The 14,372-nt window shown below is 45.3% G+C and carries 17 protein-coding genes; 4 read left to right on the top strand and 13 right to left on the bottom strand.

Going from position 1 to position 14,372, the window contains the following annotated elements; all coding sequences use genetic code 11:
* Positions 1–11 precede the first annotated feature (11 nt).
* The 4 genes from QNH15_RS13005 to QNH15_RS12990 all read right to left on the bottom strand — a co-directional run bounded on the left by QNH15_RS13005 (position 12) and on the right by QNH15_RS12990 (position 4,326).
* A complete protein-coding gene (locus tag QNH15_RS13005; RefSeq protein WP_283895209.1) occupies positions 12–578 on the bottom strand; it encodes a TetR/AcrR family transcriptional regulator in 567 nt (188 codons plus the stop codon).
* Between the two features lie 80 nt (positions 579–658).
* Positions 659–2,275, bottom strand: a complete 1,617-nt coding sequence (locus QNH15_RS13000; protein WP_283895208.1) for a long-chain-fatty-acid--CoA ligase — start codon at positions 2,273–2,275, stop codon at positions 659–661.
* Positions 2,276–2,317: 42 nt separating this feature from the next.
* Positions 2,318–3,091 carry an SDR family oxidoreductase gene (locus tag QNH15_RS12995; protein WP_283895207.1) on the bottom strand — a complete coding sequence of 258 codons (774 nt, stop codon included), beginning with the start codon at positions 3,089–3,091 and terminating at the stop codon, positions 2,318–2,320.
* 11 nt (positions 3,092–3,102) lie between these two features.
* On the bottom strand, positions 3,103–4,326 hold the full coding sequence (locus tag QNH15_RS12990) for an acyl-CoA dehydrogenase family protein (RefSeq protein ID WP_283895206.1): 1,224 nt from the start codon (positions 4,324–4,326) through the stop codon (positions 3,103–3,105).
* Positions 4,327–4,509: 183 nt separating this feature from the next.
* Here QNH15_RS12990 and QNH15_RS12985 point away from each other — a divergent pair, with 183 nt between their 5' ends.
* Positions 4,510–4,824 carry a hypothetical protein gene (locus tag QNH15_RS12985; protein ID WP_283895205.1) on the top strand — a complete coding sequence of 105 codons (315 nt, stop codon included), beginning with the start codon at positions 4,510–4,512 and terminating at the stop codon, positions 4,822–4,824.
* Between the two features lie 24 nt (positions 4,825–4,848).
* Here the strand turns inward: QNH15_RS12985 and QNH15_RS12980 are convergent, their stop codons facing one another.
* The 5 genes from QNH15_RS12980 to QNH15_RS12960 form a co-directional block, all read right to left on the bottom strand.
* Positions 4,849–6,069 (bottom strand): multidrug effflux MFS transporter, encoded by a 1,221-nt coding sequence (locus QNH15_RS12980; protein WP_283895203.1) that lies wholly within the window; start codon positions 6,067–6,069, stop codon positions 4,849–4,851.
* A gap of 68 nt (positions 6,070–6,137) precedes the next feature.
* Positions 6,138–6,965 (bottom strand): MerR family transcriptional regulator, encoded by an 828-nt coding sequence (locus QNH15_RS12975; RefSeq protein ID WP_283895201.1) that lies wholly within the window; start codon positions 6,963–6,965, stop codon positions 6,138–6,140.
* Between the two features lie 95 nt (positions 6,966–7,060).
* Positions 7,061–8,047 (bottom strand): aldo/keto reductase, encoded by a 987-nt coding sequence (locus QNH15_RS12970; RefSeq protein WP_283895199.1) that lies wholly within the window; start codon positions 8,045–8,047, stop codon positions 7,061–7,063.
* A gap of 110 nt (positions 8,048–8,157) precedes the next feature.
* Entirely contained in the window at positions 8,158–8,727 is a 570-nt protein-coding gene (locus tag QNH15_RS12965; RefSeq protein ID WP_283895197.1) for a nitroreductase family protein, read from the bottom strand.
* 6 nt (positions 8,728–8,733) lie between these two features.
* Positions 8,734–8,862: a hypothetical protein gene (locus tag QNH15_RS12960; protein ID WP_283895195.1), complete on the bottom strand. Its 129-nt coding sequence runs from the start codon at positions 8,860–8,862 to the stop codon at positions 8,734–8,736.
* A gap of 181 nt (positions 8,863–9,043) precedes the next feature.
* Here QNH15_RS12960 and QNH15_RS12955 point away from each other — a divergent pair, with 181 nt between their 5' ends.
* Positions 9,044–9,235, top strand: a complete 192-nt coding sequence (locus QNH15_RS12955; protein WP_061970103.1) for an alpha/beta-type small acid-soluble spore protein — start codon at positions 9,044–9,046, stop codon at positions 9,233–9,235.
* Between the two features lie 44 nt (positions 9,236–9,279).
* Here the strand turns inward: QNH15_RS12955 and speD are convergent, their stop codons facing one another.
* Positions 9,280–10,092 (bottom strand): adenosylmethionine decarboxylase, encoded by an 813-nt coding sequence (gene speD / locus QNH15_RS12950; RefSeq protein WP_283895192.1) that lies wholly within the window; start codon positions 10,090–10,092, stop codon positions 9,280–9,282.
* A 118-nt stretch (positions 10,093–10,210) separates the two neighbouring features.
* Complete coding sequence (gene glsA, locus QNH15_RS12945) at positions 10,211–11,140, bottom strand: glutaminase A (RefSeq protein WP_283895191.1); 930 nt, start codon at positions 11,138–11,140, stop codon at positions 10,211–10,213.
* Positions 11,141–11,276: 136 nt separating this feature from the next.
* Here glsA and QNH15_RS12940 point away from each other — a divergent pair, with 136 nt between their 5' ends.
* Positions 11,277–11,858 carry a YitT family protein gene (locus tag QNH15_RS12940; RefSeq protein ID WP_283895190.1) on the top strand — a complete coding sequence of 194 codons (582 nt, stop codon included), beginning with the start codon at positions 11,277–11,279 and terminating at the stop codon, positions 11,856–11,858.
* Positions 11,859–11,905: 47 nt separating this feature from the next.
* Here QNH15_RS12940 and QNH15_RS12935 read toward each other — a convergent pair whose 3' ends face one another.
* The gene (locus QNH15_RS12935; RefSeq protein ID WP_283895189.1) at positions 11,906–12,766 is read right to left on the bottom strand and encodes a VOC family protein; all 861 of its coding nucleotides are present in this window, start codon (positions 12,764–12,766) and stop codon (positions 11,906–11,908) included.
* A gap of 180 nt (positions 12,767–12,946) precedes the next feature.
* Between QNH15_RS12935 and QNH15_RS12930 the strand changes: the two genes are divergently transcribed.
* Complete coding sequence (locus QNH15_RS12930; RefSeq protein ID WP_283895188.1) at positions 12,947–13,939, top strand: zinc-binding dehydrogenase; 993 nt, start codon at positions 12,947–12,949, stop codon at positions 13,937–13,939.
* A gap of 156 nt (positions 13,940–14,095) precedes the next feature.
* Here QNH15_RS12930 and QNH15_RS12925 read toward each other — a convergent pair whose 3' ends face one another.
* Complete coding sequence (locus QNH15_RS12925; protein ID WP_283895186.1) at positions 14,096–14,365, bottom strand: helix-turn-helix domain-containing protein; 270 nt, start codon at positions 14,363–14,365, stop codon at positions 14,096–14,098.
* Between the last annotated feature and the right edge of the window lie 7 nt (positions 14,366–14,372).

Here is a 14,372-nt window from a genome sequence, read left to right as displayed (position 1 = left end):
GTAATCATGTATTATTGATTGGCAATGCCGTTGAGCATCATTTCAACAAAAATTCCAGCCACTTCTTTTTCAGACAGCTCCCCGTCCGGGTTATACCACTGGTAGCTCCAATTGGCCGCACCAAGTACTCCGAATGTGACGATGGACGGATTCAGATCTCCGCGAAATTCCCCGCGTATGATCCCTTCCTCTATAAGCCTTTCAAGATTAAAGCGGAAGCGGTCCCGCTTAGGCACAATTTGGGAAAGCCGTTCTTCGTTCAGGTTTTTGATTTCCCGAAAAAACACCTTGGCGCTCGCGCCTGCCTGTCTGATACTGCCGATCAAGGTATACACCATTTCAAACAGCTTTTGTTTACTCGTCATTGAAGAATCTTCCAGAATTTTTCCCTGCTGAAACAACAGTTCATCAATATACCCATTGTGAATGTTCATCAGCAGTTCCTCTTTGCTGGAAAAATAATAGTAAAACGTTCCTTTTGTTACGCCAAGCGCATCCACGATATCCTGGATGGACGTTTCACTGAATCCATTTTTCTCAAATAAAGAGATGCTGCATTCAGTAATTTTTTCTTTCATGTTCGTATCCTCACAATCTTTTTTGTTTACAGAAAAAATTAGGCATCTTGCTTTATTCTCTTATTTTTCATCTCCTGTTCTTATTGATTTGCTTGAATTCTTGCTTCATCCCGAAGAGATCTTCGTAAGATTTTGCCCACATTCGTTTTGGGAAGCTCACTTCTGAACTCGATGAGATGAGGCACTTTATAGGCGGACAGGTTTTGTTTGCAATAATGGAAGATCTCTTCTTCTGTCGCGCCTCTTCCATCTTTCAGTACAAGAATCGCCTTCACTTCTTCGCCACGGTATGGATCGGGAACGCCAATCACCACAGCCTCCCTGACCGCAGGATGTTCATAAAGGACTTCTTCAACCTCTCGGGGATACACATTGTAACCGCTCGCAATAATCAAGTCCTTTTTACGGTCCATAATATAAACGTAGCCATCTTCGTCGATTTTGGCGATATCCCCTGTATACAGCCACCCATCCCGCAGGGCATGCTCGGTTTCTTCCGGCATGTTCCAATACCCTTTCATAACTTGCGGGCCTTTGATAATCAGCTCACCGAGTTCACCGGTTTCTACCTCCTTGGTTCCCGAACCCAGATCTACCACCCGATAGTCTGTTGAAGGCAGCCCGATTCCCACACTCCCAGCTTTCCTGTCGGCAAAGAGAGGATTGCAATGCGTTGTTGGTGACGCTTCCGACAACCCGTAGCCTTCCAAAATAGCGGAACCTGTTTTTCTCTCAAACTCCTGAAGCAATTCCACCGGCATGGGGGCACTTCCGCTGTTGCATACTTTAATAGAGTCAATCGAATAGTTTTCGGCCAGGGGATGATTGGTGATGGCCACGTACATGGTCGGCACACCTGGAAAGACAGTAGGCTGCTCATTTTTGATTGTTTCCAGCACTTCCTCCAGATCAAACCTTGGAAGCAGGATGCTCTCGGATGCTGTGTATACGGCCATGTTCATACAGGAAGTCATTCCAAACACATGAAAAAGAGGAATGACCGTTAAATACTTTTCCTTGCCGATTTCCATAGTAAGTTTAAAAAACTCATACGATTGCAGTACATTGGCGACGAGGTTGCGATGGGTCAGCATGGCCCCCTTGGACCTTCCTGTCGTCCCGCCTGTATACTGTAAAACCGCTGTTTCATCTGGAGAAACGGGAATCCTTTGAAATGGGAGATTCCCTTTTTGCAAAAATTGATAGAAAGAGGGAACATCTTGCAGCTTTGGCTGATGATCAAAACTTACAGAAATTACCGTTTTTAGCGAAAACAACTGTTCAACCTTGTTGACCTGGTCAACAAGCGGTTCATAGACAATCATCATCTCCGCACCGCTGTCTTCGATAATATGCAGCAATTCCCGTTCAACAAGCATCGGATTCACCTGTGTGACAATGCCGCCTGCGGCAAGGATTCCGTAATAGGCAATGGTATATTGCGGGCAGTTTGGCAGCATGACGGCCACCCTGTCCCCCTCCTTCAATCCTTCCTTTTGCAGGGCTGAAGCGAAACGGTGCACAAGATTCTGCAGCTCTTTATAGGTAGATTTATGACCAAAAAAGGACAAGGCAATATTGTTGGGATACTTTTCTGCTGTATGTTCAAGAAGCTGTGGAATGGTATACTCGGGAATCTGAATCTCTGGCTGAATGGTTTTGGGATAATGGCTTTTCCAGGTATTTACCTCACTCATTATTCACCCTCCAGAAGATAAAATGGAATTCATTACGTTAACCTACATGGCATGAGCTCCGCCGTCTATAATCAATACATCCCCTGTAATGTAATTGGAAGCGCCGGAAGCAAGAAACAGAGCTGCCCCTTTCAGGTCATCTGCATTACCAAACCGATTAAGCGGTGTTCCTCCCAATATGGCATCCTTACCGTGTTCCATCAGTACCTTTGACATTTTGGTTGGAAAAAAGCCCGGAGCGATAGCATTCACATTGATATTGTGCTGTCCCCATTTCACAGCCAGGTCTTTTGTAAAGGTTATAACTGCTCCCTTGCTTGTGTTGTAGCCAATGGTATCCATGAAGCGGGGATCGGTGCCGCCGAGGCCCGCAACGGAAGAAATATTGATAACTTTGCCGGATTTTTGTTCAATCATCTTTTTACCAGCCTCCTGGCTCATAAGGAAGGTCCCTGTGACATTCACATCGATGACTTTTTTCCAGGCTTCGTATGGCATTTCCGCAACAGGAGCTCCCCAGGTGGCTCCGCTGTTGTTTACTAAAATATCAATGGTTCCGAAGGTGCTGATGGTTTCGCTCACCACGTTTTTTACATCATCCGGATTGGTGATGTCACACGGCAATGCAAGCGTACGTACACCCAGGCCGGCCAGCTGCCCGGCGATTTCCTGGCATGCTTCCACTTTTCTTGAACACAGCACCACGTTTGCTCCTGCTTCGGCCAGGGCTTCGGCAATCTGCTGACCCAGGCCTCTCCCGCCGCCTGTGACAATGGCGGTTTTGCCTGTCAGGTCAAAAAGCTTCATGACATTCATGGTTTCACCTCCTAAAAGACCAATTGTTCTTCATATTTCCTTAGTTCAAGTTTTGCCAGCTGTGCTCGATGGACCTCGTCCGGTCCATCGGCAAGACGAAGGGTCCGGGCGTTGGCCCATTGTGCGGCAAGCGTCACATCATTGGAAACTCCAGCGCCCCCAAAAGCCTGGATCGCACGGTCGATGACACGAAGAGCCATGGATGGAGCAACGACTTTAATCATCGCAATTTCCGCTTTCGCCGCTTTATTGCCCACCGTGTCCATCATATATGCCGCTTTTAGGGTTAAAAGCCGCGCTTGTTCGATTTCAATCCGTGAATTTGCGATCCATTCACGAACCACTCCCTGACCTGCTATCGGCTTGCCAAAAGCTTTGCGGTTTTGAACACGCTTACATAAATCCTCAAGCGCACGTTCTGCCGCACCAATAAGACGCATGCAGTGGTGGATTCTCCCCGGGCCCAGTCTTCCCTGGGCAATCGCAAATCCCTTTCCTTCTCCCAAAAGTATGTTTTCTGACGGAACTCTGACGTTCTCAAAAGTAATTTCAGCGTGTCCGTGAGGCGCATGATCATAGCCAAAAACCGGCAGCAGACGCTCGATTTTTACCCCAGGGGTATCAAGCGGCACCAAAATCATCGATTGCTGTTCATGACGGTTCGCGGATGGATTTGTCTTTCCCATCACGATGGCTATTTTACAGCGTGGATCCCCTGCTCCCGAGGACCACCATTTGCGGCCATTGATCACATACTCATTACCGTCTTTTTCAATGCGCGCCTCAATATTGGTTGCGTCCGATGATGCTACATCAGGCTCGGTCATCGAAAAACAGGAACGGATTTTTCCATCCAACAGCGGTTTGAGCCATTGTTCTTTTTGTTGCTCGGTTCCATAGCGCTCGAGCACCTCCATGTTTCCAGTATCGGGTGCATTGCAGTTGAACACTTCGGGCCCAATTAACGAACGACCCATAATTTCACAAAGCGGAGCATACTCCTGATTGTTCAACCCTGCGCCATATTCACTTTCAGGGAGAAAAAGATTCCAGAGACCTTCTTTTTTTGCTTTCTCTTTCAGCTCTTCCATAATGGGAGGAACATCGCTCCACCGGCTTTCCTGCTGATTAAGTTGTTCCTCATAAAGTTGTTCATTCGGATACACATGCTGCTCCATAAAATCTGTAATTCGTTTACGCAGGCTGTTGACACGATCAGAATACGAAAAATCCATGTGCTTCATCTCCTTTTCACTTACTAACCGGTCGGTATGTAAGATTAATTACAGTATACTCTTTTCCTTTTAAAATTCAATCAATTAACCGATTATTCAAAAAATTACTCATAAAGTCCTTTATTGTTTGTGCACTTTAATTGGAATTCGGGTATAGGACATACTAATACCGGAGGTGAAATCATGAGCCCAACAAAAACTCTCCTCACCTGGGCCTCAGCTCTCTTTTTTCTCTACGCCGCATGGTCAGGTTATATAGATCAGGAGCTCTCCCTTTCAAAAGTGGAAGGCCGCGTCCTGCAAAAGGTCTATACTGAAATTGCGGTTGACCGGGGAATGAACGTTCAAACCCAGCCCCGTTATATGCTCCGCCTCTCTTCAGGGGAAAATCTTCCGGTATCTTACCCGGATTTTCATTCAGTGGAACAGGGAGATCATGTTTTATTTATTAAACAGCACGGAACCGTGAATCTGTACGAGAAAAAAAGCCACTCCTGATGAAGGAATAGCTTTTTGAAATTCTTATGCTTTTTTGGATATACCTTTTGTTAACGCCAAATATAGAACAATTGCCAGCAGTTCGCAGACCGCAATAACAGCCGCCATGGATAATTCAGGATGCGCTGGCGACAGCCCTACAAGGGGCGCGGCAGCTCCGCCTAAAATAAACGGCAATAAACCAAGCAATGCGGACGCACTACCCGCGGCACGCTGCTGATTTTGCATGGCGAGCGAAAAGCTGGCTGTGCTTACAATACCCACACTCGAAACAGATAAAAACAGAGAACAGAGGATGCCAAACAGGCTTTCTGTAACAGAGCTGACAATAAGGAGCAGCAGCCCTCCGGTTAGGGCAAGAAGCAGCCCGCTCCGAAGCATCGCTGTTTCACTGACCTTTCCAGCCAGCTTTCCCGCAATCTGGCTGGCGATAATAATGCCGAGTCCATTGATGGCAAAAAAAAGACTGAACGTTTGCGGCGAAGCTCCGAACACATTCTGGATGACAAACGGGGAACCTGAGATATACGCAAACATGGCTGCCATCACAAACCCTTGTGATGCTGCGTACCCCATAAACCTCCTGTCGCCAAGCAGTTTTTTATACGTATTCAGTGTATGCCTGATTCCTCCTGAACTCTGGTTCTTCTCTTGCAGGGTCTCCCGAAGACCAAACACCGCCCCAAAGAGCATAAGCAGACTCAGTAAACAGAGAACAACAAAAACGCCTCTCCATGAGGTGAATTGGAGCAGCTGTCCACCTGCCACCGGAGCAAGAATAGGTGCCACACCATTGATCAGCATCAGCAAGGAGACAAACTTTGTCATTTCCGGACCTGAATAAAGGTCTCTCACCATGGCTCTGGAGATGACAATCCCTCCTGCCCCTGAAGCTCCCTGTACAAATCGCAAGAAAATAAGCAGGGCGATGTTCGGTGAAAACACGCACAGCAACGAAGACAGCGCATAAAAAGCAAGCGCGATCAATAACGGTTTCTTTCTTCCCCGCCGGTCACTGATCGGGCCGACAAAGAGCTGGCCGACCGCAATGCCAAGCAAGCAGGCGGTAAGACTCAGCTGGGCGGAGGATGAACTTGTATGGAGGTCATGGGTCAAACTGGGTAGAGCAGGCAAATACATATCGATCGACAAAGGACCGATGGCGGTCATCGATCCTAAAATCACAGCAAGCCATATTCTCTTAGAAGCCGGCTCCTGCTGTATAACGGGCTGTGTTTGATTCATTTTTTCCTTCCCTTCAATTAAAAATGGATATTCACAACCATAAACCCTCCAGCTACTGGAGAGTCAATTTAATTTAGGAGGGGAATTTGAATTTCAGCAAAAAAGTCATCTGGATTGCCTGAAATGTATTCATCAACGATCACCCGTTCAATGGCATCTCCTGCAGGCTTTAGATGGTGACAGGACATAAAGGCTGTTAGTTTTTCATAAAACATGGGAGCATCATTGTGGTTGCCCCTGTAGGAAATACAGGCATAGCGTCCCTCTGGCAAAAAAGAAACTTCTTTTTGCTGCAATAGGTTTTCAGCTGGCGATTCAAGAAAAAGAAAGACGGAATTATAATCCGAATACCGTTGTTCCTTTATGCTGGAAATGGGCAGGGTCAGCCCAACTTTTCCGATGACGATGATCTCGGCCAATCCCAGTATTTTTTTGATCCGTCTCAATGAATATTCCAGATCATGCAGGGAGCCGACCTGTTCCCTGATCTGAACAATGGGTCTTTCCTTACAGTATTTCAATTCAGCCTGCCCCAGAGGCTGATTGGTTTTGGTTCTCTCAATTTCAGCAATGCGGTAGTCCAATCGTTTCGTAATGAGTTCCAGTTCTTTGATTTTGGCTGCAGCATCTTCTTTTTGCTGCTGCAGCACTTCAAGAAAGGAATCCAGAATCCGCCTTTCGAGCTGCTCCTTGATCTGTTTTAACGGAACTCCCACCGTTTTCAAATAAATAATTATGTCTAAAAGCTCAAATTGGTCGATGGAGTAATACCTGTATCCTGTTTCACTGTCGATATGTGCGGGTTTAAACAATCCAATTTCATCGTAATAGCGCAGCGTTTTAATGGGAATCGAATGAAGTTTGGACATCTGTCCGATCGTAAACCTGTTATGCATGGATCCACCCGTTTCTTTTCTCAGTTGAACACATCATACCAAAAAACAAAAGACAATGAAAAAGGAACTCCCTAAGCGAGAGTTCCTGATTACCATTAAATATTTACACTTTTCATGCCTTCTGCCGGATAGCGCTCCCCCGCAGCCGCTCCTTTTGGGGCTACCTCATTGATTCGTCTGGTATCCTCTTGAGTGAGTTGAACTTCAAGGGCACCTATATTTTCTTCCAGATACTTGGTTCTCTTTGTTCCCGGAATCGGCACAATGTCTTCTCCCTGCGCCAGCAGCCAGGCAAGTGCGAGCTGTGAAGCCGTACATTCTTTTTCTTTGGCAATTTCCTTTATCTTTTGAACAAGGTCGAGATTTTTTTGGAAATTCTCTCCCTGAAAACGGGGGGAATAGCGTCGGTAATCATCTTCCGCCAAATCATCAAAGGTTTGAATCTGACCTGTCAAAAACCCGCGGCCAAGCGGACTGTAAGGCACAAAACCGATTCCGAGCTCGCGCACGGCGGGAAGATTTTGATCCTCCACATCTCTGCTCCATAATGAATATTCGGTTTGAAGTGCTGTAATGGGATGAACGGCGTGGGCACGCCTGATTGTTTCCGGACCCGCCTCTGAAAGACCAAGAAACCGGACCTTGCCTTCCTGGACGAGCATACCCATCGCACCGACCGTTTCTTCAATCGGCACTCCCGGGTCCACCCGATGCTGATAATAAAGGTCAATATATTCAGTTCCAAGCCGCCTTAAGCTCTTTTCACACGCTTCCTTTACATATTTGGGATGGCCATTAATGCCTAAAAATGAACCATCCACTCCTCTAACGTTTCCGAATTTTGTGGCGAGAATCACATCCTGCCGGCGGTCTCTTATGGCGTTGCCAACCAGCTCTTCGTTTTTCCCCACACCGTACATGTCAGCCGTATCGAGAAAATTAACGCCAAGTTCCAGGGCACGGTGAATGGTGCGCACCGATTCCTGATCGTCTTGACCGCTGTAAAAATCCGACATTCCCATACATCCTAAACCGAGTGCCGATACTTCAAGACCCTGACTGCCAAGCTTTCTTTTTTTCATCAATAGTCATCCTTTCTTGCATACTGGATTTCGATATACAGATACCTTTACCCCATTTCACACCATAAAAAAACGAAGAGACATTGATTAGCGTCTCTTCGCCTGGAAAACTAATTGATCCATTGCGTAACTTCGTTGAAATGTTGCTTTTTCATAACTGTTGGGTTAATCTCCGGGTATCCCAAATAAATGAAGCCCGCCATCTCCCCTTTGGCAGAGAGTTGGAAAAAATCCTTCATTTTTTCATGATAGCAAATGGCTCCCGTTCGCCAAACGGCACCAAGGCCCAATGCATGAGCAGCCAAAAGCATGTTTTGAATGGCCGCACTGACCGCAGCCACTTCTTCCTCGCGAATGATTTTCAGACCTTCATCAGGCTCCACGCCAACCGCAATAATGACCGGTGCGCGAAGTGATTTTTTCTTCGTCTTTTCAAGCTTTTGAATATCTTCTTCAGAAAGCGGCTCTTTCATTGAAAGCTTGGAAACACTGGCAAGATGTTCCCCGAATCGGTTCCTTCCCTCTCCTGTCAGGACAAAGAAACGCCAGGGATTTGTGCGGTGATGATTTGGCGCGTACGTTCCGGCTTCCAGAATTTTTTCGAGATCATCTTTCGGTACGGGTTCATCTTTCACTTTCCCAATACTTCTTCTTGTTTTTATAGCATCAAAAATGTCCATGCAGCTTCACCCTTTTTTACTTGAACTTATGTCTTTTTCCTTTTCATTATAACGCAGGAGCTCTACTCCGTGCTTAGGGTGTGCTTTATCCCTTCTCTTCCATTCTTGTGCAAGCTCATCAATCTCTTTTGCCAAAGCATATTTCCCCCCCCATGTATGTGGCGCGGTCTTTGATTCCGTTTTCTCCTTTTGGTTCATAACCCTAAGTAGACAACTTCATTATACCGTTACTAGGACGAATGCCCCCGCCCATTTTCGGAAATCTTAAATAACGGACAGCGAATGGCTGTTCAACTTTATGCGGAGGTGTTGAAGCATGGCAAGAAACAAACTTTTGGTACCGGGTTCTGAAAATGCTTTAGGGCAGATGAAAGAGGAAATTGCCAATGAGTTTGGAGTAAAGCTTGGTGCAGACACAACTTCGAGGGCGAATGGTTCTGTCGGCGGTGAAATGACGAAACGTCTAGTCGCTATGGGAGAACAACAGCTCAGAAACCAGCCCCGTTAAAGCTGGATTTCAAAAAAAGAGACCCAAATCGGGTCTCTTTTCTTTTACCGGCGGTTCATATTGCGCCCAAAATAGATTTCTTCCATCTCTTCAGTAATCCTTGCAGTGATTGCTGTTTTCTCCTCACCACTCAGCGATTCGCTCTTATAGCCGAACAGGTAATTGTCTAGATCAAAGTTTTTTAATTTGCATTTGGTGTGAAAGATATTTTCCTGATAAATGTTGGAATCGATCATGTCAAATTCTTCTTTATGTTCTTCATCAATGTAATTTTGAATGGAATGAATGTCATGGTCAATAAAAAGCTTTCGTCCTTTAAAATCTCGTGTAAAGCCTCTTACCCGGTAATCAATCGTCATAATATCCGTGTCAAATGAATCAATCAAGTGATTCAGCGCTTTTAGCGGCGAAATCTCCCCGCAGGTGGATACATCTATATCTGCCCTGAACGTACTGATTCCCTCTTCCGGATGGTATTCCGGATACGTATGGACCGTCAGATGGCTTTTATCGAGCTGCATAACGACGGATTCCGGCATGGCCGCCGGTTTTTCCTCAAGGTGATCGGTCGGCACTTCCACTACCGGACCTTCTGATACTAATACAGTAACGCTTGCTCCCTGAGGCACATAGTCCTGCTTGGCAATGTTCAAAACATGGGCCCCAATTCGGTCGGAAACCCCCTGAAGAATGCGGGTCAACCGCTCAGCGCTGTACTCTTCATCAATGTAGGCAATGTACGCTTCTCTTTCCTCTCTTGTTTTCGTATAACAAATATCGTACATATTAAAACTTAATGATTTCGTCAGATTATTGAATCCGTGCAATTGTATTCGCTGGTTTGGCGTTATGTTCATGAATGATGTCCCCTTATTTCCGTTAGTTTTTGATAACAGGTCCTTTAAATAGTTTTAAGATACCCTCCATCATGCATAAAAAAACAGCTTCCTCATCAGCAAGAAAGCCATTTCCTAATTAAAACATGTTTAAATCATACCTTTTGGACAGCGTTTCAAGTATTTTTACCCCGGCGATACTGTTTCCTTTATCATCTAGGGCTGCACCAAAGATTCCAATGCCAAACCGGTTAGGAACAGCTCCCATGATGCCCCCGGAAACGCCGCTTTTTGCAGGTATCCCTACACGGACAGCAAACTCGCCGGATGCATTATACATCCCGCATGTCACCATAAAGGTTTTACATATCCGTGCAACGGAAACAGGAATCAGTTGTTCTCTGGTTAACGGCTCGGCCCCGTCAAGCGCAAACACCAATCCGATCCGTGCCAGGTCCAGGCAATTCATCTCAATCGCGCATTGTTTCGTATACAGGTAAATGAGACGCTCCACATCTTCATTGATAATGCCATGCTGCTTCATAAAATAACACAGTGCACGGTTAAGGTGTGCGGTCTCATGTTCCGAGGCGGCTACATCCTCACAATGTGAAATGGAAGGATTTCCTGCGAGCTTCCTTATAAAATCAAGCAGCCGGTCAAATCTCTCCTGAACGGATTCACCTTTAATCATATGGGTAACGGCAAGCGCCCCGGCATTGATCATGGGATTAAGCGGTTTAGATGGTTTGCTGATTTCAAGTTTTACGATGGAATTGAATGGATCACCCGTTGGTTCGTATCCCACTTTGGAAAACACGTAATCTTCCCCCTGGTCCATAAGTGCCAATGCAAGAGCCAAAACTTTTGAAATGCTTTGAAGTGAAATTTTCATCTTCACATCACCGGCAGATAGGCAGTTTCCGTCAGGATAAGATATCGCAACAGACAACTCGTCCGGATCCGCTTTCCTTAATGCAGGGATATAGTCGGCCACCTTACCAAACTTGGTATAAACTCTTGCTTTCATCATAATCTGCTTCAGTTCTTCACTTGATGTACAGGACATAATTATTTCTCCGTTTCTGTTTCATAGAATTAGTTTTCACTTCATTGCCCTGTTCATACGGAAAACGGAAGAAATTAATAATAAAGAGTGCTTGAACATAAAGTAGTATAAATACAGGGACAGGGATGACGTAACTATGAATAAATTGATAGCGATCGGCTGCGGAAGTACATTAATGGGAATTGGAATCAATGGTTTTATCCTGCCTCAGCATATATTGAATGGGGGTTTTATTGGTCTTGCCCTGCTATTGAAGTACACTGCAGGATTTCAGGTGGGCCTCACGATCATCTGTCTAAGTGCTCCGATCTTTTTGATGGCACTGCACTATAATAAACTCTATTTTTTTAACAGTCTGATGGGGATGCTTCTTTCCTCTCTGCTGATTGAGGGAATGTTCCCCTTGCAATGGCTGTTCCACCTTCCCATTTGGATCAGTGCCTGTATTGGCGGGGCGTTCATCGGAACCGGAGTCGGGTTAATGATGAGATATAATACGTGTGTCGGCGGGCTTGATCTGCTCGCACTCCTGATGTCCAAATGGTTTCGATTCAATCCGGGTCTTCTCATGATTATCCTGGATGCGATCATTATTACAACAGGCATGATTCTCCTGAAGGATCCCTATTTGTTGTTTTCATTTGTCACTATCCTGATCGCAGGAATTGTCACAGCACTTCTCACTTCATATCAATCGGTCAATTTGTTTCTATCATAAAAAACCCCATCACATGCTAAACGATGTGATGGGGTTTTTGAGTTTTGTTACTGGAGTGCTACAGCCAGTTTCATTTTTGTTCCGGATGGATCAGTCAGGTAAAAATCATTCTCTGATTGCGTTGAAACAAATCCTAAAGTTTCAAGGCGGATGACTGCCTCTTTTCTTGCTTCATTCGTTGGATATACAACCGAAAACATCTTGATCCCAACAGCATTGGAAGCAGGGGCAGGAGCACCTTTTCCGTTCCAGATATTCAGGCCGAGATGATGATGGTACTTGCCTGTTGAAATAAATAGCGCTTGGTTGCCGAGCCGCTGGACAACCTCAAAGCCAAGTCCTCTGCAATAAAAAGCTTCGGCCTCTTCCAAGTGTGCAACATGGAGATGGAGATGGCCCATAATGGTTTCCGTTGACAGCCCTTCAAAAACCATATCCTCACTTTCAGCAAGCAACCCTTGTGCATCGAGCGGTTCGGTTGTCATGACTACCTGCCCATTCTCCCACTGCCAGTCTCCTGAGTCCCGGTCGCGGTAAATCTCAATTCCGTTGCCATCCGGGTCAGCCAAATACAACGCTTCACTGACAAGGTGATCAGACGCTCCCTGAAGCGGATAACTAATATTGAGCAAATGCCGCAGGACGTTGGCCAGTTCTTTCCGGGTTGGAACAAGCAATGCAAAATGGTACAAGCCAGCAGTGCGTGGCTGCTTCGGCCGGGCGTTCTGGGGCTGTTCAATCGTTAAAATGGCGCTTGTGCCATCCAGTGTAAGTTCGATCTTATGATCTTTTCGATTGAGAATGGAAAATCCTAAAATATCTTGATAAAACGATAAGGAACGATCCAGATCTTCCACGATTAATTGAACTTGCTGAACAAAGGTTTTCGGTGCAGTATGAAAATTCATGAGATTCTCCTTTAATTTTTTTACATACAAAAAGTAAGTTTGTTACTATATATTATATACTTCTTAACCCAAAAAGCAAGAAAAATTTCCGATTGAAACAACAAAGCGGACATATTCCACTCACTTTGGTACACTGAATGATAATCGTACATATATTATTTTCATTCACGGGAGGTTGTTATGAAAGCACTTATTCATCAAAAGCAAAAAGGACTGGAAGGCCTTCATCTTTCAGAAATGGAAGAACTGACACCCCAAGCTGGAGAAGTAAGAATTAAACTGAAAACCGCAGGATTAAACCATCGTGATTTGTTCGTTCTTCAAAGACATCAACCAGAAGATCCGCCGTTGGTAATTGGTTCCGATGGTGCAGGGATTGTGGACGCCGTCGGTGAAAACGTCACTTCCGTGCAGGTCGGAGATGAAGTGATTATTAATCCTGGAACAGGGTGGAGAAACACGAGTGATGCGCCGCCAAAAGGATTTGAAATTCTTGGCCTTCCGTTTCATGGCACGTTCGCCGAAAAGATTGTCATCCCGGAGGAAAATGCCCTTCCAAAACCCTCTCACCTGTCATGGGAGGAAGCCGGTGTTTTATCATTGGCTGCACTTACTGCCTATCGGGTCTTGTTTACGAGGGCAAAAGTAAAGGAAAATCAAAAAGTTTTGATTCCCGGCATTGGAAGCGGGGTCGCGACCTTTTTACTTCAGTTTGCCAAAGCAGCCGGAGCTGAGGTGTATGTCACCTCCCGCTCAAAAGAAAAAGGAGACGCCGCACTCAAGCTTGGGGCTGTAAAAGCCATTGACAGCAATGAGAATTGGAACGACCAGCTTGAAAATCAGAAGATGGATCTTGTAATCGAAAGCGTAGGAGCTGCCACGTTCAATCAATCGCTCGATCAGCTCAGGACCGGAGGAACCATCGTGGCATTTGGTGCCTCGGCAGGTGATGAAGTGAAGCTGGATCTCCGAAAATTCTTTTACGGCCAGTTCAACTTTTTGGGGTCAACGATGGGCAGCGGTGAAGAATACAGAGAAATGCTGCAATTTATTGAAGAACACAATATTAAACCTATTGTTGACAAGGTGTATGAGCTGTCACAATATAAAGATGCCTTTGACCGGATGGAGAACGCTTCTCAGTTTGGAAAAATCGGTTTTAAGATAGTATGATATAAAAAAACATCCCGGACGAATCCGGGATGTTTTTTTATGGTTCAGATCATGATATAGGTGGAGCCGCAAGCTCACTTATAAGCTGCCCTTGTTCCATCCATTTTGTTTGATTGAAAGTAAAAATACTCGAAGTTCGTTTCAAATGGCATTGATTCATCTTTTCTCATTATTAATTATCCAATCACTAATTTCCGAAATAGACATACCAGATTTTTTTAACCGTTTAATGGTCTCTATTCTTTGAACCGACGCTTCTCTTGGATAGCGTCGTGTTAAATTTTCATCTTGTTGCTCAAACGTAATCAAATTTGCCTCAGTGTAATATTTTAAAGTGCTATATCTTGAATCCGTTATTCGTGCCAGTTCCCCTATAGATACATATTCAGATTGCAGAATATCATCTAATGAACGCCTTCTCCCCACTGCAATC

Source organism: Fictibacillus enclensis (assembly GCF_030123385.1).
Classification (GTDB): domain Bacteria; phylum Bacillota; class Bacilli; order Bacillales; family Fictibacillaceae; genus Fictibacillus_C; species Fictibacillus_C enclensis.
The sequence above is the reverse complement of the archived record's forward strand: the minus strand, read 5'-3'. Positions and strand labels throughout refer to the sequence as shown.

What these genes read in the sequence shown, in the direction of transcription:
- QNH15_RS13005 (WP_283895209.1), bottom strand. Translation starts at nt 578, where the DNA reads ATGAAAGAAAAAATTACTGAATGCAGCATCTCTTTATTTGAGAAAAAT.
- QNH15_RS13000 (WP_283895208.1), bottom strand. Translation starts at nt 2,275, where the DNA reads ATGAGTGAGGTAAATACCTGGAAAAGCCATTATCCCAAAACCATTCAG.
- QNH15_RS12995 (WP_283895207.1), bottom strand. Translation starts at nt 3,091, where the DNA reads ATGAATGTCATGAAGCTTTTTGACCTGACAGGCAAAACCGCCATTGTC.
- QNH15_RS12990 (WP_283895206.1), bottom strand. Translation starts at nt 4,326, where the DNA reads ATGGATTTTTCGTATTCTGATCGTGTCAACAGCCTGCGTAAACGAATT.
- QNH15_RS12985 (WP_283895205.1), top strand. Translation starts at nt 4,510, where the DNA reads ATGAGCCCAACAAAAACTCTCCTCACCTGGGCCTCAGCTCTCTTTTTT.
- QNH15_RS12980 (WP_283895203.1), bottom strand. Translation starts at nt 6,069, where the DNA reads ATGAATCAAACACAGCCCGTTATACAGCAGGAGCCGGCTTCTAAGAGA.
- QNH15_RS12975 (WP_283895201.1), bottom strand. Translation starts at nt 6,965, where the DNA reads ATGCATAACAGGTTTACGATCGGACAGATGTCCAAACTTCATTCGATT.
- QNH15_RS12970 (WP_283895199.1), bottom strand. Translation starts at nt 8,047, where the DNA reads ATGAAAAAAAGAAAGCTTGGCAGTCAGGGTCTTGAAGTATCGGCACTC.
- QNH15_RS12965 (WP_283895197.1), bottom strand. Translation starts at nt 8,727, where the DNA reads ATGGACATTTTTGATGCTATAAAAACAAGAAGAAGTATTGGGAAAGTG.
- QNH15_RS12955 (WP_061970103.1), top strand. Translation starts at nt 9,044, where the DNA reads ATGGCAAGAAACAAACTTTTGGTACCGGGTTCTGAAAATGCTTTAGGG.
- speD (WP_283895192.1), bottom strand. Translation starts at nt 10,092, where the DNA reads ATGAACATAACGCCAAACCAGCGAATACAATTGCACGGATTCAATAAT.
- glsA (WP_283895191.1), bottom strand. Translation starts at nt 11,140, where the DNA reads ATGTCCTGTACATCAAGTGAAGAACTGAAGCAGATTATGATGAAAGCA.
- QNH15_RS12940 (WP_283895190.1), top strand. Translation starts at nt 11,277, where the DNA reads ATGAATAAATTGATAGCGATCGGCTGCGGAAGTACATTAATGGGAATT.
- QNH15_RS12935 (WP_283895189.1), bottom strand. Translation starts at nt 12,766, where the DNA reads ATGAATTTTCATACTGCACCGAAAACCTTTGTTCAGCAAGTTCAATTA.
- QNH15_RS12930 (WP_283895188.1), top strand. Translation starts at nt 12,947, where the DNA reads ATGAAAGCACTTATTCATCAAAAGCAAAAAGGACTGGAAGGCCTTCAT.